This window comes from Fervidobacterium sp. 2310opik-2, assembly GCF_011057735.1.
GTDB classification, from domain to species: domain Bacteria; phylum Thermotogota; class Thermotogae; order Thermotogales; family Fervidobacteriaceae; genus Fervidobacterium; species Fervidobacterium nodosum.
In genome coordinates, this window is sequence record NZ_LNGG01000003.1 from 76,145 (window position 1) to 100,775 (window position 24,631).

The window sequence follows — 24,631 nt, forward strand, 5'->3', positions numbered from 1 at the left end:
TCGTCCTCCTTTACTTCATTTTCGGAGCACGTCCTTGTTGTGTTTTTTTACGCCGTCAAAAAAATAAACGAGCAATAATTCAAAAATATTGAGTTATTTTGAATTATTGCTTGACAGCGCTTCTTATAATAACAAGGCTGCCCCTCGCTCCTGGCACTCCACCTTTAACTGCTAAAAGGTTGTTCTGCGCATCAATTGTGACTACTTCAGAGTTAAGAATTGTTACTCTTTCATTACCATATCTTCCAGGCATTCTTTTACCTTTGAATATTCTTGCTGGTTCAGTGTGTTGACCAACAGAGCCAAGCTCTCTGTGGAATTTTGCACCGTGTGCTTTTGGTCCACCTTGGAAGTTCCATCTTTTCATTGCACCAGAGTAACCTCTACCTTTTGTCCATCCTGTAATGTCTATTTTATCGCCTTCTTGGAAAATTGCAACTGTTATTTCTTGACCAACTGAATATTGGTCAACATTTTCTACTCTGAACTCTTTTAAAACTCTCATTGGTTTAACATTTGCTTTTTTAAAAACACCAAGCATTGGTTTTGTGAGTTTCTTTTCATTAACTTCTTCAAAACCAAGTTGTATTGCGTTGTATCCATCTTTTTCAACAGTCTTCTTTTGGACAACAACACATGGACCCGCTTTAAGAACTGTTACTGGAACAACCTTTTCATCTTTCCATAATCTGGTCATTCCAACTTTTCTTGCAATTATAAATTTCATCTCAAAACACCTCCGAGGACTCACAGATTGATTTCAACGTCGACACCTGCTGGAAGATTAATCTTCATCAGAGCGTCAATCGTTTTTGAGTTCGGTTCAATTATATCAATAAGTCTCTTATGTACCTTTTTCTCAAATTGCTCACGTGAGTCTTTGTGCTTGAGTGGTGATCTAAGCACTACGTAAAGCGACCTTTCTGTTGGCAATGGAATTGGTCCCGATACCTTTGCATTTGTCTGCTTTGCGACTTCAACTATTTTCTTGGCTGATTCGTCAAGTAATCTATGATCATAAGCCCTCAACCTTATTCTAATTTTCTGACCTGGCATGTCTTACCCTCCTTCTTAGAAAAGGGGGGGAATCCCCCCGATTACAAGTATATGCGCTATTTCTGTGTTTTCTTTGCAATCTTTATAGCATGTTTCGAATTACTCAATTATTTCGGAAACGACTCCAGCTCCGACTGTTCTTCCACCTTCACGAACTGCGAATCTCATACCTTTTTCGATAGCTACTGGGTAGATGAGTTCAATTGTCATTTCGACGTTGTCACCAGGCATAACCATTTCAACACCTGCTGGGAGGTCAACAATTTCTCCTGTAACGTCAGCTGTTCTGATGTAGAATTGTGGTTTGTAACCTTTTGTGAATGGTGTGTGTCTTCCGCCTTCTTCTTTCTTCAAAACGTAAATGTTTGCTTTGAATTTCTTGTGTGGTGTTATAGAACCTGGTTTTGCTATAACTTGTCCTCTTTCAACTTCGTCTTTGTCAATACCTCTTAAGAGACATCCAACGTTGTCACCAGCCATTGCTTCGTCAAGTTCTTTTCTGAACATTTCAACGCTTGTGATAACTGTCTTCTTTGTTTCGTAGCTCATACCGATGATTTCTGCTTCAACACCTGGTTTGATTACGCCACGTTCGATTCTTCCTGTAACAACTGTACCTCTACCTGTGATTGTGAATACGTCTTCGACAGGCATAAGGAATGGTTTATCAACTTCACGAACCGGATCTGGGAAGTAGCTGTCCATTGCATCAAGAAGTTCTTTTATTGCCTTAAGATCTGGGTGGTTTGGATCATTTGGTGCTTCAACTGCTTTAAGAGCAGAACCTCTGATAACTGGAAGTTCATCGCCAGGGAATTCGTATTTGCTGAGAAGGTCTCTAACTTCCATTTCAACAAGGTCAACAAGTTCTGGGTCGTCAACCATATCAACTTTGTTTATGAAGACAATCATCGCTGGAACGTTAACTTGTCTTGCGAGAAGAACGTGTTCTCTTGTTTGTGGCATTGGACCATCTGTTGCCGCAACGACAAGTATTGCACCGTCCATTTGAGCTGCACCTGTAATCATGTTCTTAATGTAGTCTGCGTGACCTGGACAGTCAATGTGTGCGTAGTGTCTCTTTTCTGTTTGGTATTCAACATGTGTAATGTTGATGGTAATACCTCTTGCTCTTTCCTCTGGTGCCTTATCAATCATTTCGTATGGTGTGTAATCTGCCCATCCAAATAGAGAACAGTACTTTGTTATAGCTGCTGTAAGTGTTGTCTTTCCATGGTCAATATGTCCAATCGTACCAACGTTCATGTGAGGTTTGGTTCTTACAAATTTTTCCTTTGCCATACTTTTGCCCCTCCTTCTTCACCTATGATGGAGATTGATTTTGGTTTGATTATTTCTTGTTAATTTTTATTAACCCTTAAGTATCTTTTCAGCTACTTTTTCAGGCACTTTCTCGTAGTGTGAAAGCACCATCGTGTAATTTGCTCTACCTTGAGATAGTGACCTAAGTGTTGTTGCATAACCAAACATTTCACTTAATGGGACGAGAGCCCTTACTACTCTCAAGTGACCCCTGTTTTCAAGGGCATCTATATGGGCCCTTCTAGAATTAAGATCCGCAATGATGTTACCCATGTAATCCTCCGGTGTTGTTACCTCAACTTTCATTATAGGTTCAAGTAATACCGGGCTCCCTTTCTCCATGGCTTCCTTGAAAGCCATGCTTGCTGCTATCTTAAATGCCATTTCTGATGAGTCAACTTCATGGTATGAACCATCGAGTAACGTCGCTTTGATTCCAACAACTGGATATCCAGCCAGTACTCCAACTTGCATTGCTTCTCTGATTCCTTCCTCGATAGCGGGAATGTATTGTTTTGGTATCACACCACCAACTGTCTTATCAACAAATTCGAATGTCTTGTCAAGTCCAAGAGGCTCAAATTGAACAACTACATGACCATATTGACCTCTGCCACCGCTCTGTCTTATGTACTTACCCTCAACCTTTACTTCTTTTGTAATTGTTTCTCTATAAGCGACTTGTGGTTTACCAACTCTGACATTGACATTGAATTCTCTCTTAAGTCTATCAACTATAATCTCTAAATGCAATTCTCCCATACCGGAGAGAATTGTTTCGCCAGTTTCTTGGTCAACGTACGCTCTAAGTGACGGGTCTTCATCAAGTAATGATTGCAATGCTTTTGAGAGTTTTGTTTCATCATCTTTTGTTTCAGGCTCTATAGCTATTGAGATAACTGGTTCTGGAAATTCCATCTTCTCTAATATAACATATGTATTTTCTTCACAGACCGTATCACCAGTTATCGTGCTTTTCATTCCTATAACGCCAACTATATCTCCAGCCCTTACATACTCAACATCTTCACGCTTATCAGCATGTAAGAATATAAGCCTCGAAACTCTTTCTTTAACGCCTTTTGTTGTATTTATAACATAACTTCCTTTTTCAAGCTTACCACTGTAAACTCTTAAGAATGTGAGCTTACCAACGTATGGATCTGTCTGAATTTTAAACGCATACGCAACAAAAGGAGCATTTTCCGTAGGTTGAACTTGTATCTCGTTACCTGCCTTGTCAAATCCTTTAACTGGTGGAAGATCCAACGGTGATGGCAAGTATCTTACGATTCCATCTAGAAGAGGTTGAATACCAAGATTCATTTTCGCCGAACCACAAAATACTGGTGTTCCCAATCCTGCTATTGTTATCCTTCTGAGTGCTGCATGAATTTGCTCAACAGATGGTTCTTCTCCTTCAAGGTACATTTCCATGATTTCATCATCAACTTCCGCGATTTTTTCTATCATGTCTTCTCTTGCTTCTTCTGCTTTGTCTTTCCATTGCGCTGGAATTTCTTCAACTACCATTTCTGTCCCTTCTGGATTAAGCCATCTGATAGCTTTCATCTCAACTAAATCTATAACACCTGCAAAATCACTTTCAGCCCCCATCGGTAATTGAACAGGAATTGGGTGTGCACCAAGCCTTTCAACCATTGTTTGGACAGCCATTTCGAAATCTGCGCCAGTTTTATCCATCTTATTCATAAACGCAATTCTTGGTACGTTATATTTATCAGCCTGGCGCCAAACTGTTTCAGACTGTGGTTCAACACCTGCCGTTGCGTCAAACACAGCGACTGCTCCGTCAAGAACTCTCAAAGATCTCTCAACTTCAATAGTAAAGTCAACGTGTCCTGGTGTGTCGATGATATTAATACGATGCTCTTTCCAGAAACACGTTGTAGCAGCCGATGTAATGGTTATACCTCTTTCCTTTTCTTGGATCATCCAGTCCATCGTTGCTGTACCATCATCGACACTACCTATCTGGTGTTTTCTACCCGTAAAAAACAGAATACGCTCAGTAGTTGTTGTTTTACCGGCGTCTATATGAGCCATTATTCCTATATTCCTTAACTTATTCAGGTCGACATATAATGCTTTTATCTCTTCCATACTTTCCTCCTCGAAGACATATAACTTTGAATCTTAGAAATATTAATATATTACCATCTAAAGTGAGCGAACGCTCTGTTAGCTTCTGCCATTTTGTGTACGTCTTCTCTCTTCTTAATAGCCGCACCTGTGTTATTGTACGCATTCAAAAGCTCTTCTGCTAATTTTTCTTGCATTGGTTTTCCTTTTTTGGATCTTGCAATATCAACTATCCATCTAATAGCAAGTGTTGTCTTTCTGGGTTCTTGAACTTCAACTGGAACTTGGTAAGTTGCACCACCAATTCTCCTTGGCCTTACTTCTACAATAGGTTTAACGTTTTCTATCGCCTGTTTAAAAACTTCTATTCCGTCCTTACCCGTCTTTTGACTGAGTATATCAATTGCACCGTAAACTATCTTTTGAGCTATTGATTTCTTTCCATCCCACATAATTTTATTAACCATCCTTGTTACAAGGACTTCGCCGTAAACTGGATCTGGTGAAACTACTCTCGGTTCGGCTCTTCTTCGCCTCATTCAATTCCCTCCTTATTACTTCTTACCTTTTGCGCCTGCTGCAGTTCCGGCTTTTGGCCTCTTTGCACCGTATTTACTTCTGCTTTGACGTCTGTTTTCAACGCCTGCTGCGTCTAACGCACCTCTTATGATCTTGTACCTAACACCTGGAAGGTCCTTAACCCTTCCACCTCTTACAAGGACAATTGAGTGCTCTTGAAGATTATGACCTATGCCAGGAATATATGCTGTTACTTCAATGCCGTTGCTTAATCTAACTTTAGCTATTTTACGAAGAGCAGAGTTCGGTTTTTTTGGTGTCATTGTTGAAACTCTAACACAAACTCCTCTCTTCTGTGGATGACCTTGCAATGCCGGTGACTTAGATTTTTCTTTAACTTTTTCCCTTCCGTGTTTTACTAACTGATTAATCGTTGGCATCTTAACCCTCCCTTCAAACTATACATTCGTGTGATATTATAAACTCTGTTTTAATAAAAAACAATAAAAGCCGTGTGAATTTTTTGTTGCGTACACGACCTCGTGCGTTTTTGCGACATAAGCATAATAATTTACAAACAAAAGATTATTTACATTAACCGAATCGTTTCGTTAACATTCTAACTTCTGGTAATACCAAAATAATGGGCGCATATGCGCCCGTTGATTTTCTACATCTTATCGTTATTTGCATTAATGAGTGCAGATAATGAGAATTAAAATTGGCTGGGGCGGTAGGACTCGAACCTACACAACTGGAGCCAAAGTCCAGGGTCCTGCCAATTAGACGACGCCCCAGCGTTAACGCCGTATCGCCTAAATTTGACCCTCATTTTATTAACTAAAATTGGTGGGTGCGGCAGGGATTGAACCTACGACCTCTTCCGCGTCAAGGAAGCGCTCTCCCACTGAGCTACGCACCCACTTTTAGGTATCGCTGACCTCATTGGTCAGCGATACTGATTTTACTATGTATCTTTAAATCTGTCAAGAGGTATTTTATTTAAAAATTTATAATTCTCTATTTATTAACATTATAACAAAATCACCCGATTGAAGTTCATATGGAATAGTATTACTATTTGATATTGGTAAATTCTTTGCTCCAAATTTAGTTATAACTTTTACACTTTTTACTTCAATCTCTCTTCCAGCGGTTTCATTAACAAAAACTTCAATATACCTTCCCTGAGCAAGATTTAGATTCCCAAGTACAATTAATCCCTGATTATCTTTCCAGAAGCTGTAATTTGCTGTTAAACCATCTTGGTAGTTTAAATATACATATCGGAATTCACCATCATAGAATTCAGAAACCTTTTCCCTTATAGATAACAATCTCCTCAAGTAATTATAAATTTCATCGTTTGCTTTGTCCCAGTGTAATGCGTAATAATCAAAAAAAGCAAGCTTTCCATAAAATTGGTCATTTGGTGGCAATACAGTTTTCCCGAATATGTTGTTATCCAAACCAAGATTCATTGGTTGAACTTCCTCTATTTCCTGTCCACTGTTTATATATGGTATCGCGTTCGGAGCAAAATACAATAATGCAGGTGCAAGGTATTTGAGCTTATCACCATTTTCTCTTACAACTATCCTTGGAGTATCTGGTGTTTCGCAAGAAGCAATAAAAGGTACTTTAAGATAAGGTACTGTCTCTTCAATGAATTTGTAAAATTCTCTTGGTCTTGCAGCTGCATACCAGCTGTTGCCTAATATACAATCGTAACCTTCCCTTTTTGCTTTTTCATCGTTTTTCATTTCAAGTTCTTCGGCAATAAATACGAACGCTGGATCTATTTCCCTGGCTTTTGAAATAATCATATCCTGAAGACTTGCGGGCAATGCATGTCCCATATCAATCCTTGCTCCATCTATTCCAAATCTTTTTTGGTAAGACGGAATTATATCTGAAAGATATTCCCACAACTCCATATTTGGTTCGTTACCTGGGAATTTACTCGACTTAACAACATCAAATAAAACATAAGGTGGTTGGTTTTCCGGTAAGTATTTCTGACTTTCCGCTGGATGATCCAAATACAATCTCAAAAATGTGACATCGTCCCAAGTTGGTTGAGGATCATTTACCCAGTCGGAAAAGCCTGGAGGTGTAATAATTCCAAACTCACGAGCGATATTTGAAAGGATATCGCCTTCCATTTTCTTAACTCTCTGCCATTTCTTTGGATCTAACTTGTTTGGTGGAAGCGTGAATTTTGCAAGATGTTGTTTAACTTCTTCATTTGAATATATTACAGATAAATCTGCTGGATCTGGTATTTTAAAAGGTAATTCAGGTATGTGTGGTGGTTTGTAACTTGCCACTTCTTCTATCCTTATCCAATAGAACCAATCTGGGTGTTCTTTTATTAAATCACTATCCCTTGCGGCAGTTCTTGGTATAAAATCAAGCACAACACGTATACCAAGCATATGCGCCGCTTGGACAAGTGCTTTAAATTGCTCATCAATAGATATTCCTTCAAGAAGTGGGTCATGGTAGCTTTCATCAAGCTCAACAGGATTTTTAACCGCGTACGGTGAACCAACTTCACCTTTTTTGAAAATGTTGCTCATTTTCGAAATAGGGAGCATATACAAAATATTGATTCCCATGGTTTTCAAATATGGTAGCAATGCTATCATCTTTAAAAACGTTCCAGATTCTTTGTAACCGAAAATATCTTCTGGTTCAAAAGCGCCAAATCCTTTGTGGTTGTAAGCCACTGTAGCTCTTGGGAGAGCGCCGTATATCTTACCTTTACCAATCCAAACAGGTTTTATCTCACCATTTAGCATTGCTAAAGATTTTGAATAATCGAATCCTTTATCATTTTCAAGGATATAATCGATTAAGAAGGCAAAGTATTCGTATGGATCAACGAAATAGCGCCCATCTTTAATGGAAACCTTTCCAGCATAATGAGAAATAAACCATTGCTTAGGTAAAGCGTAAAGTGTTTTTCCGGTAATTTTTGTTTTCAAATAATCTCTCAAGTCTCTAAGTTCATTCATACTTGATACCTCCTATTTAAAAATCTTAAAAGATTTAACATTGCTTATTGTTCACCACTTGACGAACTCTAATAATCATTGTATAATCTTACCGCTGGACGGAGGCGTGTCCGAACTGGCTAAGGAGCCGGTCTTGAAAATCGGTGGTGGTCAAACCACCGTGTGGGTTCGAGTCCCACCGCCTCCGCCATTTTTTATTTTATCCCTCTATATCTTCTCCAATTTCTCTACTTCTTAAAGCTAACTCTCTCATTTTTTTATTTAATGCTTCAACTTCTGTATCAAAATACCATGCTGTTAACATTAGGAAAAAGCCACATATAAACCAAAAATACGCACTTAATTCAAGAGCGGCGGCCATACTTCCAAGACTCACTGAAAGCGCCCCACCAACGAAACGACCAATTCCAGTACCTACAGAATCAGTTAAATTAAATATGGAAAATATTCTTCCTCTGTCCTTCGGTTCATTCACATTTAAAAGCATCATCTTAACATTTGGCCCTGTGTAAGAGTCCATCATCGCCGCTACAAATCCTAACAAACCAAAAATCAAAAAGGTACCCGGCATATAGTTAAATTTAAACACCCAAACAGTGAAAAATACACCTAAGATTGTTGTAACAGCAGATACAAGTGGAACTAGTCTACGAGAAATCGAATAAAGTTTTTCTCCAACAATACCACCTATAACATTCCCCGCAATGCTTCCTAAGGCAAAAATCAGAAACATCGTTGTGGCTTGATTTAAATCCATGCCTTTCTCTCTTCTAAAGAACTCTATCATAAAATATGGTATAGCGCCCCAAGGAACTGTACCTGCAATCCCTTGAAAGAATAAAAGCAAATTTGTTTTTATTTTTACAAGATTTGCGTAATCTGAAAGCTTAATACTATACTTATATTCAACCTCCGTACTTTCAAAGCCTTCCTCGTGAGCTGCTCTTTTTGGTTCATCAAGATAATACCAAATAAGTGGAATAAGAATTATATTAGGAGCGGAAACAAGGATAAATGGTATCCTCCAACCAAGAATATTAGCTGTATATCCAGCCACTAACATTCCCAATATACTTCCCACAGTAGAAGCAAGTCCAAGTATTGAAACTACCTTTCCCCTCTCTTTATGCCCAAATAAGTCACCAACAATTGAATATGAAATTGGAAAAGAAGCACCAACACCGATACCAGTCAAAACTCGCCAGAAAAAAAGCTGGCCAAACGAACCTGAAATGGCCGTTAAAAGGCATGGAATTTCCCCAACTAATATAGAACCAACCAACAACTTCTTTCTGTTGTACTTATCACTTAAAAATCCCCAAAAAAGGCTGATAATGGCCCCTACAATACTGAAAACTCCCCCAACAAGTCCAATATGCGAATCGGTAACATTAAATTCTTTTTCAATCATACCAATAACAGGACTCATCACCATCTGATCGGCGTTGAGTATAACAAGTAATATAAAGAGAAAAATTACAGTCCTTTTTCTATTAATATCTTTACTCAAAAGAACCCCCCCATTCGATACCAAGAAATTAAAAATTCTACTTTAGTAAAGACAAAATATCATACTTCAAAAACTTTTCAATAACATTCCATGGTATAACAAACTCTGGCATACCTGAAGCATAAGGTGCCAAATCGTAATGCGGGTACATAATAATCAAACCGTCTTTAGAAATAGTAAATTCTCTTGAGAAAATATCATCTTTTAAAATATTCATAGGAGCATCCGGAAAGAAATCTGTGTTATTTTGCTCTATTTGTTTCAAAATATTTGACTTTATTGTATCTTCTGCCTCTTCTTTAATTATATCATAAAGCTTTAAGACTTTGGAATTTTTAAGATCTATATTGTAAGTCTCAAAAAAAGTTATACCATGAGCTCCTCCAGTAAATTGATAATAATAAACTACAAATGAAAGAAAATCCTTTCCTTCATATCTAACGTCTACACTAACATAAGCTTCGTAAGGAGTATGTTGAACGTCTTTATCATGATCTTCTTGTGCTATCCCTTTTACCTCGTTCACAAATTTTTTTATTTTTTCTTCAACTTCAGAATTGAATTTTTCTTCAAAATTAGAATCTTTAAGGTATTTTAAACGAGGTAATTCAACATGTATCCGTACAATTTCGTTTTCAGTAGAACTTTTTACAATTTCAAAAACTTTCATTCTTGATATATAGAATACCACAAGCAAACTAATAAGCATAAGAACACCTATCATGAAAATTCTTGAACGCGTTTCTGAAAATTTTTCCATAAAATCATCTACCTTTCTCAATTTTTCAGATCACCAAACGCAATTTGATGGTCTTTTTCCATCAAGAGCTTCCATTACATTTATCGCAACTATCTCTGACATTTTGTCACGAGTTTCGTAAGTAGCAGAACCTATATGTGGCAATAGCACAACATTATCAAGTTTCTCGAGCCCTGGAGTTAAAACTGGCTCATTTTCGTAAACATCAAAACCCGCACCTGCAATTCTTCTCTCTTTCAAAGCCTCATACAATGCCTGCTCGTCAACAACAGGTCCTCGCGCAGTATTTACCAATATAGCATTTGGTTTCATCTTAGCAATTCTTTCTTTATTTATGAGGTGATACGTCTCCTTTGTGAGAGGCGTGTGTAGCGAAATATAATCTGAAATTTCAACCAACTCATCAATATTTACATATTTCGCGTTGTATTGTTTTTCAATTTCCTCTGGTAATCTATTACGGTTGTAATAAACAATATTCATACCAAAACCGAGGGCTCTCCGTGCAACCGCCTGTCCAATCCTTCCCATCCCAATAACTCCAAGAGTTTTTCCATATAAATCGTAACCTAAAAATAGCTTCGGTTTCCAACCAACAAACTTACCTTCACGAACAAACTTATCAGACTCTACAATTCTCCTCGCAACTGCGAGAATCAAAGCAAAAGCAATATCAGCCGTTGCCTCAGTTAAAACTCCCGGAGTATTGGTAACGTATATTCCCCTCTCCTTAGCAGCCTCAATATCTATATTATTATATCCAACAGCATAATTTGCTATAATCTTAGCTTTCTTCAGAGAATAAATAAATTCTTTATCAATAGGATCCCTTAACTGAGTTACTATTGCGTCGGCATATTCTGCACGTTTTATCATCTCTTCTTTTGATAAAAACTCTTCGCCTGTATAAACATCTACTTCAAACCTTTCTTTAAGCATATTTATGCCTTTCTCAGGAATAGCGTAAGTTACAAAAACTCTCACTTCACTACACCTCCAATCATGCGTAAAATATCTGATTATATTCTATTCCAAAAACCAATTAATTCAACTTTATATTTTTATTTCCCAAAAATTTATAAGAAAAAACCAGAGGAAAATCCTCTGGTTCATTTGCCTTTATATATCTTTCTGCATTGTTCATTAATTTTGATTTTTTCAATATTATTTTAAATTCAAAAGGTGTTTTATTCTTTCCTCCGGAGCAGGATGACTGTAATACCAAATTTTATAGAGTGGCAAAGGATTCGGATTTGATAAATTTTCTTTCACCAACTTTTTGAGTGCAGAAATAATATATTCTGGGTTTTCAGACACTTTTGCTGAATATTCATCTGCTTCGTATTCCATTTTTCTTTGTAAATAATTAAGCAATGGCTCAACAAAATAAATCAAAGCACTTATAAATGTAAATGTGTAAAAAATAACAGTGTAAGGTTTTGAAATGCCAAATGGTTGTATTTGGAAAAGATACAGATAAACAAAATTGCTAAATAGTAATACTAATGTTGTAGAAATTGATGATATGGCTATGAGTTTAGCTATATGTCTATGCGCATGATGACCAAGTTCATGAGCAACAACTGCTAATATCTCATCATCCGTTTGCTTAAGTATGTTATCATACAAGACTAATCTTCTTGCCTTACCAATTCCAGTAAGGTATGCGTTTTGTTTTTTTGTTCTTTTTGAAGCGTTCATAACGTAGATGTTTGGAACTTTTACGCCAGACTTAGTCAAAAGTTTTTTTAGTTTTTCTTTTAATTCTCCATCTTTAAGTTCTGTGAATTTATAAAATAGTGGTGCGATGAGAATTGGTTGAATGTATGAGAAAAATAATAAAAATAAAAATACAAGGATTGATAATTGCCACCACCAAATTGTGAAATGTGTTAAAAACCACATTGAGCCAATCAAAATTGGAGTGGCTATAGTTACAATTAAGACTATGGATAATAAGCTGTCAAATATAAAAGTTTTAAGTGTAGTTGTGTTGAAACCATATTTTTGCTCTATAACGAATGTAGAAAATAATTTGAATGGCAAATCGATTAGAAAATCTATTAAACCATATATACCAGCAAAGAGTAATGCTTGTAGATATACGTTTGCAGTTAAATTACTAACTATTTTTTCAAGAAATGGATAACCTTTTAGCAAGAAAACCAAGGTAACAATAAGATTTACTAAAGTTGAAACAGCAGAAAACATGGTTCTGTCTTTGAGGTATCTTTTTGCTTTTTCGAAATTTTCCGCAGACATAATGTCCGATAAAATATCAGGTACATTTTTGGTGTTTAAAGAATATTTCAAATTTGCCAAGCTTAGTACTACTTCCCAAATTTCTTTGAAAATAACTAGCAGTATTAAAACTTTAATAAACAATCCCCATCCCTCCTAATGTTTCCCTAAATTTCTTTAATATTTCTCATGATTTTTCATTACAAAAAGCAAGTGCTCAGCTTCTTTGGTAAGGTATTTACCATATTTAAAATTAAGTGTTTCATCACTGAAAATCCCAAGAGCTGATACTTCAACCAATTCTAAAGAAAAATTTTTAGAGATTTCTATTAAATCTTCTTCAGAAAAAGAGCGAGATATGAATGTACCATATTGAGAGCCTATCGGTAGTTTTTTGTACTTTTTAAGGTATTCATAGTCTCTTTTATCACCGTAAATTATAACATCTCGAAGGTATGAATAAAAATTATCGACGGTACCGAAAATATAGGTACCGTCTTTCGATAATTTCTTTATATTGTTAAGAACTTTCTCTATGTTCTCAACGTAACTTAGAACATCTCCAAAAAGGAAGATTACATCAAATTTCTCATCTAATTGTATATTCTCAGCTTTTTCACATATAAAAGTGCATTTTTCACTGTAATTTTTCAATTTTTCTTTTGCTATCTCTAACATATTCCATGCAGGTTCAACCAACACAACTTGTGCCCCATTTTGCACAAACCACTGAGACCACTGTCCTGTCCCTGCGCCTATATCTATGACTTTTTTGTCTGAGAAATCGCTAATATAACTTTTTAAAACGTATTTTATTTGTTTTTTCGCATTTTCCCAATATTTGTCTAAGTACATTTCATCGTAAATGTGTGCAATTGAGTTATAGTATTCGTAAGATTTTTCTATGTGTCTCAAAAATCTTACACCTCTTTTTTGAATTTCTCAAAAGCCAATTATTTCAATGCCTCTTTCCTGACATAATTTTTTAAATACATTGTCTATGATTCCGTTAGTTGCAACCGATATTGGTTTTGTGGCTGTATTTTCCAAAACCTTTTCAAGTGCTTTTACTGGACTATTTAAATCAATTTCAATATGATAATAGCCATCTTCAGTAATTAGTACGATTGCATACTTTGGTAACAATTTTAGCAAAAGATTTATTTCTGAATTACTTTGAATGTGTTCTTTAATCATTATGTTTTCTATCATATATCCAATAGAATATTTCCTGTTTTTGTTCGAATCACTTACGTATTCGTATTGTATAATTTCCTTTCCTTTAAGTGTTTCTTGTACAAATTCTTTGTCCTCGATTTTTTCGCATGCTATAGTTGAAAATGTGCTTTCTTTAAGTTTTCTAGCCATGTCATTTGTAAGTTCTCTTAAAACAACTGTTTCACCTTTAATATCGCAAATTCTCTTTCCAGATTTTTTAAGATCCACCAAAGTTGATGGTATGTTCCCAACAAGCCCTATAACCAAATCTGGGTTAATGTAAGATAAAATAGCCCCGGCAACTATTGAAGAAGCATTTTTGGTATATTTTGAAAGTCTGATAAATTTATCTTCAACTTTATCTAAAATCTCGTAGTCAAATTGTGGATTAATGAATCTTTCGAATGTCATATGTTCAAATTTTTCTGAAGCAAATAGTTCAGATAATACTCTATGTATCGTCGCATCGTATTTCATTGTATGATAAAAGGCTTTTAAAGCAAACATCCTTCTGTCGTGCAGTTGAACATCTCCACACAAATCAATGGATTTTATTACTTTATCATAATCTGCAGGATCACAAACAACAACAACGTTTCTGTGGTTTTTCGCCGCGGCTCTCAGTAAAGCAACACCACCTATATCTATATTTTCAATAAGTACATCTTCATCTCTCGTTTTTTTCTGCACTTCGTCAAATGGATAAAGGTTAACCACAACCAAGTCTATGGGCTCAATAAAATTATCCCGCAAATCTTTTACATGACTTTTGTCACCGAGATCTGCAAGTATTCCACCGAATATTTTTGGATGGAGTGTCTTAACTCTTCCACCAAGAATTTCTGGAAAACCGGTAACATCAGAAACTTGTTTTACAGGTATTCCTGCGTCAGAAAGTAATTTGGCAGTCCCACCGGTGCTTATTATTTCAACACCACGATCTACTAAATTCTTTGCAAACTCAACAAGTCCTGCTTTATCAGAAACACTTATCAGAGCCCTCTTAATATTCATCACTCAGCCCCCCACTTTTACCATTCTATCAATTTTCCTGTGTAGTCTAAGAATATACCTGATTTATCAAGATTTCTAATTACATTAATTATACCAGCGGCTGATTCTTCAGGTAACACTGGAGCATTGCTACCACCCATGTCAGTTTTAACCCATCCAGGATGAATAGAAATAACTTTCATATTTTTAAGTTTGTGTGATAAAAGTTTCGTTGCCATATTTAGAGCTGCTTTTGAAATAGAATACGGTATGGAAGACGTTCCACCTGTATTAGTTATACTTCCAAGGATACTGGATATGTTAATTATCTTCGCACTTTCTCTTAATTTCCCTGCTTTGTATAACTCTTGAACAAGCATATACGGTCCTAATGTGTTCACTTTAAACGAAAGAAGCATACCTTCTTCGGTAACTTCGGGAAAACGTTCTTCAATAAGCACACCTGCGTTATTTATAAGCACATCAATTGGCTTGTCAATTTTAACCACGAATTCTTCTATTGATACAGGGTCAGAAACTTCAAGTTTTAACGCTCTTAAATTTTGGTGTTCTATAGGCATGGAAGTTCTGATGCCCACGGTGACTTCTTCGTTCTCTTGAAGAAGTTTTTTGGTAATAGCCAAGCCAATGCCTCTATTTGCACCTGTGATTACCCAGTGCATCGACTCACCTCCATATAATAATATATAGTAATATAAGTTCTTACTTATTGCCCTAATTCAAACTTATATTCTGGATTGGCTTGGAGTAATTTATCACGATAACCTTGGGCTGTTTCTTCATCGCCAAGGCTTTTGTACATGTAGTACAAATATTCCATTGCTTTTTGACTAATTTGCGGGTTTTCGGAATTCACAAGTTCGTCAAGCTCTGCCAAATTATTATAAATATACCGAAGAACAGAATTTATATCTCCATTTTTAATGTAGGAAAGCAATATTTTTGATAATTCAACATTGTATTCAAGAACTATCTTTTCTGAATTATCAAATTGTCTTAGTCTTGAAAGTATTGAGAATGTCTTATAACCCTTTTCATAGAGTTTTAATATTGCTTCTTTATACTCCTGCTGATATTTTTCTGTCAATTTTGCATCTTCTATGGTTGATAAAATACCTGCTAGCAACCAAGGATCATCAGTTTTAAGTGTTTTATCCTCATTGAAAATTTTTGAATAATATACAGAAATAAGCAGTTCAGTGGCTTTATCTTGTACATAATCTACCCATATTGAATAGCTTACTGGAACAACAATCTTTAGTTTTTCAGTTGCGATTTTCGAATTGAGGTAATCTTCAAATTTTTTGTTCCCTAAATCTTGCTGAACTTCCGCATACTTAGATGATTCTTTGAATTTATCAAATGTGGAAAAGTCATTGTGATTCCTAATTAAGAATACAAAGTTACCGTTATCTGTAATTTGAATTCTTATTTTACTATCGTATTTTCCAAAGAGTGTATCAACAAATATTTCAGAGGTTTCCGATTTCTTTAATCCATCATACGAGTCACTTTCTACATTTGTCGCTTCTTTGATTTCTTCAAGAGCTTTTTGGAATCCTTCTTTTAACGCTGTATCAAAAAATTTCTGTGCTTCTTCTTGTGTTTCAAATATAACATAGTCAATGTCAACGTATTCTTCATCTTTCATTAGTTGTTCTCTATTTTCATTGTAATATTTCATCATTTCTTCTTCAGAAATTGTGGAATGTTGTTGGAAAAACTCATCCAAAGAAAGATTTTCAAGTTTAGCAAAGTATTCTTTAACTTTATCTTGTAAAAGACTATTTAATATATATGCTTTTACATATGGTTCCTCAAAAAGTGGATCAAAACTGCCGTAATAAGATAGATAGATATCGTATGTTTCTTCAACTTCTTTTTCTGAAACTTCTGTGCCTGGTACTACTTTTCCGTTTAGTTCAAAAAATCCAATTATCTTGTTTTCTGTACTTGTTTGAGCAAAAGAACTTGAAATCACTACAAAACCGATTAAAAAGACCAAAAAAATAAGTTTTGAATTTCTCATATTAAACACCCCTCATTCTCCTATGAAATTATCCCCCGCACTATTCGCGGGGGATTATTTTTTGCCCTTATTTACCTGTATTTGTGCTCTCGTTTGTTGTATTTGTACTCTCGTTTGTTGTATTTGTGCTTTGTTGCAATGCTTCTTTTTGTTTAATCATTTCATCAAGTTCTTTTTCAGCTTTTTCAAAATCCAAGCTGTAATCAGGTTTGATTTCTTTTAATTTCGTAAGGTATTGTTTAGCTACTTTTGGCTCGTCAAGCGCTTTGTTCATATCGTACAACTTGTAAATAGAATCCGCTCTTATATTTAGTTCCGTCGAGGTAGAATCAGCAAGATCAGCAAAACCTTGATACACTTCAAATAGCTGACTCATTACATATTGCGCTCCACCAATTGATAAGTATGGTTTTATTTCATCGTAAAGTTTTGAGTAATAGTCAAACGCGATCTGTTTGTTTTCCGGATTGTATTCTTTCATCCTTCTAAGAATTTCTTTTGACGAACCTTTTGTTGCTTCATAAATTGAGGATACAATTTTCTTTTCAAATCCTTTTACGTCTTCTTTTACTTTCTCAAGAGCTGTATCCGTACTTTCAACTATTCTGTCTGCAACTACCAAGAAAGCTGCTTTTTGCTCGTTTGCAACATCTGTTCTTACTTCACCTTTTTCATTGAATAATTGTTCATAAAATTCTTTATAAACACTTAAAAGGTCTTTGTTTTCTGAACTAAGTGCTTTGTACCATGCCTTGTAAACTGGATCTCTCAATTCAAATGAGACTTTGTTTTCGTCTTTCCATTTTTTGAAATTATCAGAGAATTTTTTATTCGTAAGTTCGTTTCTAACTTCTGTATAACCATCTGTCTTGACAAAGTTTTCATAAGTATCAGCTTTTTGGACACTTTTTACATTGAAAACAAAGAATGAATTGTTGTACGGTAAAGAAACTAAAGTTGACGTTGCATCAAATATTTCTTTTTCAAGCTCCTCAGGTAATGTACCTTTTTGTAATGTGTACGGTGAAAGTGTAACTGAAAGTTCGGAAGCAGCTTGAGTTACTCCTTTTTCTGTTGCAAGTTTAACAAAATTTTCCATTTCATCTTTTGAATTAAACGTTGCATACTCTACTTCCGCTTTTGTGTATTTTTGTACTATGTCATTTTTGTTTTCATTATAATATTTTTTGATTTCGTCCTCACTAATGGCACCAAGCTTTTCTTTAACGGCAGATATAATCAACTCTTGTTCTTTGTTTTTTCTGAATTCCTTCTCATAATTTGACAAACTTCCGTATTGAGCTTTTATTTGTTGTGATTTCGCTTGATCTTTCTTTATATTATCCATTTCCTTTTTAACTTCTTCATCGAGTTTTTTCTTATCTGCCTTTATATCATTAACTTTCGCATAATAAAGCATTGTCTTATTATTTAAAAAATCAACAGCAATAAGCGTTTTAACGTATGGTACCTCAACAACGGGGTCAATTTGTGGATTTCCATACGCAGCAAGTAAGTCTCCATATTTTTGTTCTACTTCTTCTGGGAATACCCAATATGATTGATCTTTTGATGGTTCGCCACTAATTGTTAAATATCCTACAGTTTCTTCTATTGTTCTCTTAACTTTCTTTGCACCAGGCGCATAGTTAACTGCAAGTGCCCAAAGAGCGATACCAGCAACGAATGCAATAGCAACAATCCAAATGAATATCTCTTGCCATCTCTTAATGGTTTTCCTCACTTTAACATCTTTGCTTTCCTTACTCATGCTTTATTTCCCCCTTCTTTTTCTATGATTTCAGATTTTTCTAAATCGGTGTAATCTTCAATATCTATATCTCCTTCTGGTCTCACAAGTGGGAATGCTATAACGTCCCTTATATTAGCACTGTCTGTAAGCAACATTACCAATCTATCTATTCCTATTCCAAGTCCACCTGTTGGTGGCATTCCATACTCGAGAGCTCTTACAAAGTCTTTATCAAGCATTTGAGCTTCCTCGTCACCAAGGTCTCTAAGTCTCAGTTGATTCATAAACCTTTCAAGTTGATCAACAGGATCGTTCAATTCACTGAATGCATTGGCCATTTCTCTACCATAAATTATAAGTTCAAATCTTTCCGTTACCCTTGGATCTTCTCTGTGCTTTTTGGCAAGTGGTGATATTTCAACAGGATGTTCGAGTAAGAACGTTGGTTGAATAACTTTGTCTTCAACAAGATCCCAAAGTTTCTCTATCATATGGCCTCTATCGTTTATATCAACTTCCACTCCATTTTCTGCAAGCACTTTTGCCATTGTTTCATCACTATCTTCTATGATATCAACACCAAGATTTTCTTTTATGAAATCTCTCATCTTTACCCTTCTCCAAGGTCTTGTAAAATCAATCTCTTGACCTTGATATGTTATCTTAGTTGTGCCGTATAGCTGCTCGACAAGGTAAGTTATAAGTTCTTCCGTAAGGTTCATCATATCTTCGTAATCGGCGTAAGCTTGGTAAAGTTCTATTGATGTAAATTCTGGGTGATGTTTGTAGGAAATCCCTTCGTTTCTGAATATTTTACCAATCTCGTAAACTTTGTCAAAACCTCCAACGATAAATCTCTTGAGGTGTAATTCCGTGGCAATTCTAAGATACATGTCTATATCAAGAGCATTTAAATGTGTGATGAATGGCCTCGCGGATGCGCCACCTGTAAGGTATTGAAGTATCGGTGTTTCAACTTCAAAGAATCCTTTCTTTGTAAGAAACTCTCTAATCATCCTTATAATATCTGATCTCATTCTAAATCTCTTAATTGTTTCGTCGTTTGCGATCATATCAACATATCTTTGCCTGTAAAGTACTTCCTTGTCCTTTATACCGTGCCATTTTTCAGGCATTGGTCTTAAAGGTTTAACCAGAAGTTCAAACTTTTCCACAAGTATGGTGATTTCACCAGTATTGCTCTTAAATACTATACCTTCAATACCGATTATATCACCAACTGTAACATGCTCTTTGAAAAATTCGTAATTCTCTGTTTTGTCTTTTCTAATGTAAGCTTGGATTCTTCCATATGTATCCTTTATATGGAAAAAAGCACTTTTTCCGTGTTCCCTTATTGACATTATTCTACCAGCAGTTGAAACTCTTTTATCGGTTACTTCACCGTTAGAAAGATGTTCAAACTGCTTTTTGATGTCTTCCGTTGTATGTGTTTTATTGTAAGAATACGGATAAGGGTTAATTCCTAAATTACGAAGTTCATCTATTTCTTTAATCCTTGCTTCTCTAAAATCCTTAAGCAAAATACTCCCTCCTTAGACAGATTAACAGTTTTTATAATTTTCTTATCTTGAGTTTATCTCAATAACTTGATATTTCACTATCCCTTTTGGTGCCTTGATTTTTACGGTTTGACCTTTCTTTGCGCCATTAACTCCTCTTCCAAGGGGCGATTCTATGCTTATTTTATTCGCAAATATATCTGCCTCTTGCGGGTTCACAAGTTGTATTTTCATTTCTTCACCGGTATCTAAGTTTTTAAGAATGACCCAGTCACCAAGATTAACAGTTGATGAATTGGAAGCTTCCGTTATAATCTCTGCATTCATTAACATCTGCTCAAGTTCGTTTATTCTCGATGCTATTCTACCTTGCTCATTTTTCGCTTCTTGGTATTCAGAGTTTTCTGACAAATCACCAAGTTCTCTCGCAGCTTTTATTCTTTCAGGAATTTCAAACATGAGTTGTCGTTTTAATTCATCAAGTTCTTTTTTTAGAAGCTCGTAGCCTTCTTTCGTAAGTTTAACTTTTTCCATCTAAATCCCTCCTAAAGTTTCTAAAAGTTTATATTATTATATTTGTCCCTCGTTTCTTAATTCTTTTATAACCTCGATAAACTGGTCAATTTCTCTAAAATCTTTATATACAGACGCAAATCTTACATAAGCTACCTGATCCACTTTTCTCAATTCTTCCATAACTAACTTTCCAATTAACTCAGATGGTACCTCAAGTGTACCACTTTTTTGTAATTGCGAAACTATGTTGTCAACAATTCTTTCCATATCATCTACAGTAATAGGTCTTTTTTCAAAAGCCTTTAGTAAGCCGTTCAGAATTTTCTTTCTATCGAATTTTTCTCTCCGCCCATCTTTTTTTATAACAGTTATTGGTCCAGTTTCATACCTTTCATATGTTGTAAACCTTGCATGGCATTGTGGACATTCTCTTCTTCTTCTTATAGCTCTTCCCTCACTTAATTCTCGTGAGTCAAGGACTCTTGTATCTTCGTATCCACAAAATGGGCAACGCATTTTCTACACCTGCCTTATTACTTTAAAGAACTATATTATTCATTATTATTCATTTTTCCGTCGTTTCTAATATTTTCTGCAATTTCAAATATTTTCTTTATTCTATTATAGACCATACTTTTTGTTAGTGGTGGGTCAAATAACTCTCCAATCTCAGTTAAAGACAAATCTTCGTTTTCTAACCTCAACTTAGCCAATCTTCTCAAATCTGGAGGAATAGCGTCTAAACCTATGGTGTCTTTTATAAAATTTATCGTTTCTATTTGTTTTGCATTGCTTTCTCCTGTTCTCTTAGCGTTAGCTGTGATAAAATTCAACGAACGATTTATATCGCTTTTTATTTCTCTAGAAGTTAATATTTTTTCAAAATGAGCAGCGCCTCTAATGGCGCCCATAAGTTCTAAGATTTCCTGAATATCTCTACCTCTCTTTATATAATACCTATAATTATAATTCATCTTTGAAATTTTCCCTGACACACCAAGCATTTCATCTAACAGTTCATCAACATATCTTAATAGAGATTCATTATACGACACAAACTCAAAATGATAATGTTTCGAAGGATCAGTTACAGAACCTGAAGAAACAAATAAACCTCTGAGAAAAGCCCCAAAATAGCCTATATCTTTTTCTATTATACCAGGTAATTTTAAAATAGAAATTCCCAGTTTGTCCAAAATACTAACTGGGATAAATATTTGAACTCTCTTTTTTTGCAACTTATTCTTGAGTAAGGTCAGTCGCTTTTTATCAACACCAAGATGGTGCATTAAATTCATTATTCGCCTTGCTGCCGGAATGAAACCAACCTCAAGTTGTATATAAACATCTGTGGAACTTTTTACGATAATGCCTTTTCCTTTTAAATAACCGATAAGCTCAATTTGAGCCTCTTTACTATCAAAAATTTCAAGTTGGCATAATTCACCTTTTACTTCTTCTGAAAATGAATATCTCACACTTACACCTCATTGGTTAACGCTTTCTCTGATATTTCAAGAAGAGTTTTTGCAATCAAGAACGAATCATGGCGTATACGTGGTTCACTCTCGAGTATAATTTTTGAAAAGTGCCCAGCAATTATGCGATTATCACTAACGTCAAGTTCCACTGGTACAGAATTTTTACTCTTGTACTTTTCCAAAATTTCTGCCTGAGATGGTGGGAAAGAGTAAATTATATAATCAAGTTCTTTTCCAAGGTATTTTTCTACTTCTAATATATGGTCACTCAATTTATAATTATATGTTTCTCCTGGTTGAGTCATTATGTTCGCGATATATATTTTTATAGCCTTTGATTTCATGACAGCCTCTTTGAAACCATTTACTATAAGATTTGCTATTATACTTGTATAAAGACTCCCTGGGCCAAAAACAAGTACATCGCTTCGAACAATAGCGTCATAACAGCTTGGATTAATTTGAATTGGTGTTTCAAGTTTTAACTCAACTATTCTTCTCATTGATTTTTTTCCGTAATCTACGATTTTTGTCTCGCCAGCGACAACTTGGCCATCTTCAAAAACGGCAATAAGTCTTGCCATTTTATCCGATACCGGAAGCACGCGACCTTTAATAGCCAATATATCTGCGGCTTTTGCTACAGCTTCTGGGAAACTACCCGTGAGTTTTGTAAGAGCAGCTAGAATTATGTTACCGACCGCATGACCATTTAAACTCCCGTTTTTGAATCTATAGTTAAAAAGCTTGCCAAGAATATCTTCATCATTGGCAAGAGCAACCAAATTATTGCGCACATCACCAGGCGGTGGTACGTTTAATTCTTCTCGTAATATTCCGGAGCTCCCACCTTCATCGGTAATAGTCACAACAGCTGTTAAATCAGACGAATATTGCTTTAAACCTCTTAGTAAAGTAGAGAGACCTGTTCCTCCACCAACCGCAGTTATTTTCATCCAAGATCTACGTCCCTATGTTCAATAGTAACCTTGTAATCTTTACTCAAGAACATCTGCCCAAGCTCTTCAGCAAAATAGACGGACCTATGCTTCCCACCTGTACATCCTATCGCTACAGTTATCTCTTTACGTCCTTCTGCTTCGTACCTTGAAATAGCTATGTTAATTAATTCATAAATTTTATTCAGATATTCAGAAACACCATCAATTTTCCTAAGAAATTCTTTGACTTCTTCATCTTTACCTGTTTTTGGCCGTAATTCATTTATGTAAAATGGATTTGGGAAGAATCTAACATCAAAGACAAAATCTGCATCTAAAGGCATACCATACTTGAAACCAAAGCTGATAACATGCACAACAAAAGTCTTTTCGGATTTTTCTTCAAGAAAAGTCGTAAGTTTTGTCCTTAGTTGATGAGGGTTCAACATGGTAGTATCTATAACCAAATCTGCGATTTCCATGATTTCTTTCATAATTTCAAACTCGAGTTCTATTGCTTCGCCTATCGAATTGGTCTGCTTTGAAAGAGGATGTGAGCGTCTGGTGTGAGCAAATCTTTGTATGAGGGTATCCTTAGCTGCAGTCAAAAATATTACCTTTGTAAAAGGGTATCTTTCTTTAACATCTTTTATGGCATTTTGAATGTTTCCGAAAAGATAACTTCTAATATCAAGAACAATCGCAAGCTTATCGACATTGTTAGATAAGATGCTCGCAACTTGATAAACCACTTCCGGAGGAAGATTATCTATGCAAAAAAAACCTAGGTCTTCAAGTAGTCCCGCCGCTGTCGATTTGCCCGCTCCCGAATGACCCGTCAATATTACAAGCTCTTTCAAAATAAACCACCTTCTGTTCTAACTCAGAAATTTCAAGATGTTTAATCTGGTAAGGATGCCTAAACCCAATTTTTTTAATTTTTCTTTCAAATTCATCCGGATTACCGGTTACGTAAAACTCCACAAATGGTCTTCCATTTAAAACTAAGTGTGAAACCTCACGTACAAGTTCATCAGCCGGATCGATAACTCTTACATTTCCCATAACTCTCATAATAATATCCTTCAAAAATGGGAAGTGAGTACAACCTAAAATCAACTCATCTGGTTTAAATTTTCTAAATGGCTCAAGATAAAACTTAACTACAGCTTCTACCATGTTCCCATAAAATATTCCTTCTTCAACAAGAGATACAAAAAGTTGAGCTGGTCTTTGCATCACTTTTTTCCCTTTGGCTTCAAGCGCATTTTTATATATACCACTCTGTATGGTTGTATGCGTACCTATCACAGCAACTCGTTCATATTTTGATGCACTAACGCCTGCTTGAATTATACTGTGATAAGGAATTCTGAAGTTATTTCTGTATTTTGAAAGTGTTGAATCTGATGTATTACATGCAGCAAAAATACGCTCGACTTTCTTTTCCATAAGAAAGCCGATAATTTCTCTACTGAAAGTTTCTATCGTTTCACTTGATTTCGTACCGTATGGAGCGCGCATAGTATCAGCTACGTAAATATAATGTGCTGGAAGCGTTTCTATGAGCTTTTTTAGAACAGACAAGCCACCAATTCCTGAATCAAATAACCCTATGTTCATG

23 protein-coding genes and 3 tRNA genes are annotated in these 24,631 nt (G+C 35.5%); 1 reads left to right on the forward strand and 25 read right to left on the reverse strand.

The genetic code is table 11. The features are described from left to right. Positions 1 to 103: 103 nt before the first annotated feature. The 9 genes from rplC to AS161_RS01670 all read right to left on the reverse strand — a co-directional run bounded on the left by rplC (position 104) and on the right by AS161_RS01670 (position 8,021). Entirely contained in the window at positions 104 to 727 is a 624-nt protein-coding gene (gene rplC, locus AS161_RS01630) for a 50S ribosomal protein L3 (protein WP_011994298.1), read from the reverse strand. 20 nt (positions 728 to 747) lie between these two features. Beyond that, entirely contained in the window at positions 748 to 1,056 is a 309-nt protein-coding gene (gene rpsJ / locus AS161_RS01635) for a 30S ribosomal protein S10 (RefSeq protein WP_011994299.1), read from the reverse strand. Positions 1,057 to 1,155: 99 nt separating this feature from the next. Continuing rightward, positions 1,156 to 2,358, reverse strand: coding sequence for an elongation factor Tu (gene tuf / locus AS161_RS01640; RefSeq protein WP_164541557.1), 1,203 nt, complete (start codon positions 2,356 to 2,358; stop codon positions 1,156 to 1,158). A 69-nt stretch (positions 2,359 to 2,427) separates the two neighbouring features. Beyond that, complete coding sequence (fusA, locus tag AS161_RS01645) at positions 2,428 to 4,503, reverse strand: elongation factor G (RefSeq protein ID WP_164541558.1); 2,076 nt, start codon at positions 4,501 to 4,503, stop codon at positions 2,428 to 2,430. A 50-nt stretch (positions 4,504 to 4,553) separates the two neighbouring features. Further along, positions 4,554 to 5,021: a 30S ribosomal protein S7 gene (gene rpsG, locus AS161_RS01650; RefSeq protein WP_011994302.1), complete on the reverse strand. Its 468-nt coding sequence runs from the start codon at positions 5,019 to 5,021 to the stop codon at positions 4,554 to 4,556. A gap of 15 nt (positions 5,022 to 5,036) precedes the next feature. Continuing rightward, positions 5,037 to 5,441, reverse strand: a complete 405-nt coding sequence (rpsL, locus tag AS161_RS01655; RefSeq protein WP_164541559.1) for a 30S ribosomal protein S12 — start codon at positions 5,439 to 5,441, stop codon at positions 5,037 to 5,039. Between the two features lie 282 nt (positions 5,442 to 5,723). Further along, positions 5,724 to 5,798 (reverse strand) — tRNA-Gln (locus tag AS161_RS01660). 50 nt (positions 5,799 to 5,848) lie between these two features. Beyond that, a tRNA-Val gene (locus tag AS161_RS01665) sits at positions 5,849 to 5,923 on the reverse strand. 88 nt (positions 5,924 to 6,011) lie between these two features. Continuing rightward, positions 6,012 to 8,021 carry an alpha-amylase family glycosyl hydrolase gene (locus AS161_RS01670; RefSeq protein WP_164541560.1) on the reverse strand — a complete coding sequence of 670 codons (2,010 nt, stop codon included), beginning with the start codon at positions 8,019 to 8,021 and terminating at the stop codon, positions 6,012 to 6,014. Positions 8,022 to 8,121: 100 nt separating this feature from the next. Here AS161_RS01670 and AS161_RS01675 point away from each other — a divergent pair. Continuing rightward, positions 8,122 to 8,211: transfer RNA gene (locus AS161_RS01675), tRNA-Ser, on the forward strand. Between the two features lie 9 nt (positions 8,212 to 8,220). Here AS161_RS01675 and AS161_RS01680 read toward each other — a convergent pair. The 16 genes from AS161_RS01680 to murI all read right to left on the reverse strand — a co-directional run bounded on the left by AS161_RS01680 (position 8,221) and on the right by murI (position 24,630). After that, complete coding sequence (locus AS161_RS01680; protein WP_164541561.1) at positions 8,221 to 9,531, reverse strand: MFS transporter; 1,311 nt, start codon at positions 9,529 to 9,531, stop codon at positions 8,221 to 8,223. A gap of 37 nt (positions 9,532 to 9,568) precedes the next feature. Beyond that, on the reverse strand, positions 9,569 to 10,312 hold the full coding sequence (locus tag AS161_RS01685; RefSeq protein ID WP_011994306.1) for a DUF3298 and DUF4163 domain-containing protein: 744 nt from the start codon (positions 10,310 to 10,312) through the stop codon (positions 9,569 to 9,571). Between the two features lie 9 nt (positions 10,313 to 10,321). Beyond that, positions 10,322 to 11,275 carry a D-glycerate dehydrogenase gene (locus AS161_RS01690; protein ID WP_011994307.1) on the reverse strand — a complete coding sequence of 318 codons (954 nt, stop codon included), beginning with the start codon at positions 11,273 to 11,275 and terminating at the stop codon, positions 10,322 to 10,324. A 180-nt stretch (positions 11,276 to 11,455) separates the two neighbouring features. After that, the gene (locus tag AS161_RS01695; RefSeq protein ID WP_164541562.1) at positions 11,456 to 12,676 is read right to left on the reverse strand and encodes a M48 family metallopeptidase; all 1,221 of its coding nucleotides are present in this window, start codon (positions 12,674 to 12,676) and stop codon (positions 11,456 to 11,458) included. Positions 12,677 to 12,709: 33 nt separating this feature from the next. Further along, complete coding sequence (locus AS161_RS01700) at positions 12,710 to 13,447, reverse strand: class I SAM-dependent methyltransferase (protein ID WP_164541563.1); 738 nt, start codon at positions 13,445 to 13,447, stop codon at positions 12,710 to 12,712. A 27-nt stretch (positions 13,448 to 13,474) separates the two neighbouring features. Further along, positions 13,475 to 14,764, reverse strand: a complete 1,290-nt coding sequence (locus tag AS161_RS01705; protein WP_011994310.1) for an IMP cyclohydrolase — start codon at positions 14,762 to 14,764, stop codon at positions 13,475 to 13,477. A gap of 17 nt (positions 14,765 to 14,781) precedes the next feature. Beyond that, positions 14,782 to 15,426 carry an SDR family oxidoreductase gene (locus AS161_RS01710; RefSeq protein ID WP_011994311.1) on the reverse strand — a complete coding sequence of 215 codons (645 nt, stop codon included), beginning with the start codon at positions 15,424 to 15,426 and terminating at the stop codon, positions 14,782 to 14,784. 44 nt (positions 15,427 to 15,470) lie between these two features. Continuing rightward, positions 15,471 to 16,793 carry a peptidylprolyl isomerase gene (locus AS161_RS01715; RefSeq protein ID WP_164541564.1) on the reverse strand — a complete coding sequence of 441 codons (1,323 nt, stop codon included), beginning with the start codon at positions 16,791 to 16,793 and terminating at the stop codon, positions 15,471 to 15,473. A gap of 67 nt (positions 16,794 to 16,860) precedes the next feature. Further along, positions 16,861 to 18,564: a peptidylprolyl isomerase gene (locus tag AS161_RS01720; protein WP_164541565.1), complete on the reverse strand. Its 1,704-nt coding sequence runs from the start codon at positions 18,562 to 18,564 to the stop codon at positions 16,861 to 16,863. After that, on the reverse strand, positions 18,561 to 20,090 hold the full coding sequence (gene lysS / locus AS161_RS01725; RefSeq protein ID WP_164541566.1) for a lysine--tRNA ligase: 1,530 nt from the start codon (positions 20,088 to 20,090) through the stop codon (positions 18,561 to 18,563). Before lysS ends, AS161_RS01720 begins: the two co-directional genes overlap by 4 nt. Positions 20,091 to 20,132: 42 nt before the next feature. Further along, a complete protein-coding gene (gene greA / locus AS161_RS01730) occupies positions 20,133 to 20,603 on the reverse strand; it encodes a transcription elongation factor GreA (RefSeq protein WP_011994315.1) in 471 nt (156 codons plus the stop codon). A gap of 36 nt (positions 20,604 to 20,639) precedes the next feature. Then, positions 20,640 to 21,101, reverse strand: a complete 462-nt coding sequence (gene nrdR / locus AS161_RS01735; protein WP_011994316.1) for a transcriptional regulator NrdR — start codon at positions 21,099 to 21,101, stop codon at positions 20,640 to 20,642. 35 nt (positions 21,102 to 21,136) lie between these two features. Beyond that, positions 21,137 to 22,063: a DNA-binding protein WhiA gene (gene whiA / locus AS161_RS01740; RefSeq protein WP_164541567.1), complete on the reverse strand. Its 927-nt coding sequence runs from the start codon at positions 22,061 to 22,063 to the stop codon at positions 21,137 to 21,139. A gap of 2 nt (positions 22,064 to 22,065) precedes the next feature. Next, on the reverse strand, positions 22,066 to 23,022 hold the full coding sequence (locus AS161_RS01745; protein ID WP_164541568.1) for a gluconeogenesis factor YvcK family protein: 957 nt from the start codon (positions 23,020 to 23,022) through the stop codon (positions 22,066 to 22,068). Continuing rightward, on the reverse strand, positions 23,019 to 23,867 hold the full coding sequence (gene rapZ / locus AS161_RS01750) for an RNase adapter RapZ (protein WP_164541569.1): 849 nt from the start codon (positions 23,865 to 23,867) through the stop codon (positions 23,019 to 23,021). Before rapZ ends, AS161_RS01745 begins: the two co-directional genes overlap by 4 nt. Further along, positions 23,800 to 24,630: a glutamate racemase gene (murI, locus tag AS161_RS01755; protein ID WP_164541570.1), complete on the reverse strand. Its 831-nt coding sequence runs from the start codon at positions 24,628 to 24,630 to the stop codon at positions 23,800 to 23,802. The genes rapZ and murI overlap by 68 nt, the downstream gene beginning before the upstream one ends. Between the last annotated feature and the right edge of the window lies 1 nt (position 24,631).

What these genes read in the sequence shown, in the direction of transcription:
- rplC (WP_011994298.1), bottom strand. Translation starts at nt 727, where the DNA reads ATGAAATTTATAATTGCAAGAAAAGTTGGAATGACCAGATTATGGAAA.
- rpsJ (WP_011994299.1), bottom strand. Translation starts at nt 1,056, where the DNA reads ATGCCAGGTCAGAAAATTAGAATAAGGTTGAGGGCTTATGATCATAGA.
- tuf (WP_164541557.1), bottom strand. Translation starts at nt 2,358, where the DNA reads ATGGCAAAGGAAAAATTTGTAAGAACCAAACCTCACATGAACGTTGGT.
- fusA (WP_164541558.1), bottom strand. Translation starts at nt 4,503, where the DNA reads ATGGAAGAGATAAAAGCATTATATGTCGACCTGAATAAGTTAAGGAAT.
- rpsG (WP_011994302.1), bottom strand. Translation starts at nt 5,021, where the DNA reads ATGAGGCGAAGAAGAGCCGAACCGAGAGTAGTTTCACCAGATCCAGTT.
- rpsL (WP_164541559.1), bottom strand. Translation starts at nt 5,441, where the DNA reads ATGCCAACGATTAATCAGTTAGTAAAACACGGAAGGGAAAAAGTTAAA.
- AS161_RS01670 (WP_164541560.1), bottom strand. Translation starts at nt 8,021, where the DNA reads ATGAATGAACTTAGAGACTTGAGAGATTATTTGAAAACAAAAATTACC.
- AS161_RS01705 (WP_011994310.1), bottom strand. Translation starts at nt 14,764, where the DNA reads ATGAATATTAAGAGGGCTCTGATAAGTGTTTCTGATAAAGCAGGACTT.
- AS161_RS01710 (WP_011994311.1), bottom strand. Translation starts at nt 15,426, where the DNA reads ATGCACTGGGTAATCACAGGTGCAAATAGAGGCATTGGCTTGGCTATT.
- AS161_RS01715 (WP_164541564.1), bottom strand. Translation starts at nt 16,793, where the DNA reads ATGAGAAATTCAAAACTTATTTTTTTGGTCTTTTTAATCGGTTTTGTA.
- AS161_RS01720 (WP_164541565.1), bottom strand. Translation starts at nt 18,564, where the DNA reads ATGAGTAAGGAAAGCAAAGATGTTAAAGTGAGGAAAACCATTAAGAGA.
- greA (WP_011994315.1), bottom strand. Translation starts at nt 20,603, where the DNA reads ATGGAAAAAGTTAAACTTACGAAAGAAGGCTACGAGCTTCTAAAAAAA.
- nrdR (WP_011994316.1), bottom strand. Translation starts at nt 21,101, where the DNA reads ATGCGTTGCCCATTTTGTGGATACGAAGATACAAGAGTCCTTGACTCA.
- AS161_RS01745 (WP_164541568.1), bottom strand. Translation starts at nt 23,022, where the DNA reads ATGAAAATAACTGCGGTTGGTGGAGGAACAGGTCTCTCTACTTTACTA.
- murI (WP_164541570.1), bottom strand. Translation starts at nt 24,630, where the DNA reads ATGAACATAGGGTTATTTGATTCAGGAATTGGTGGCTTGTCTGTTCTA.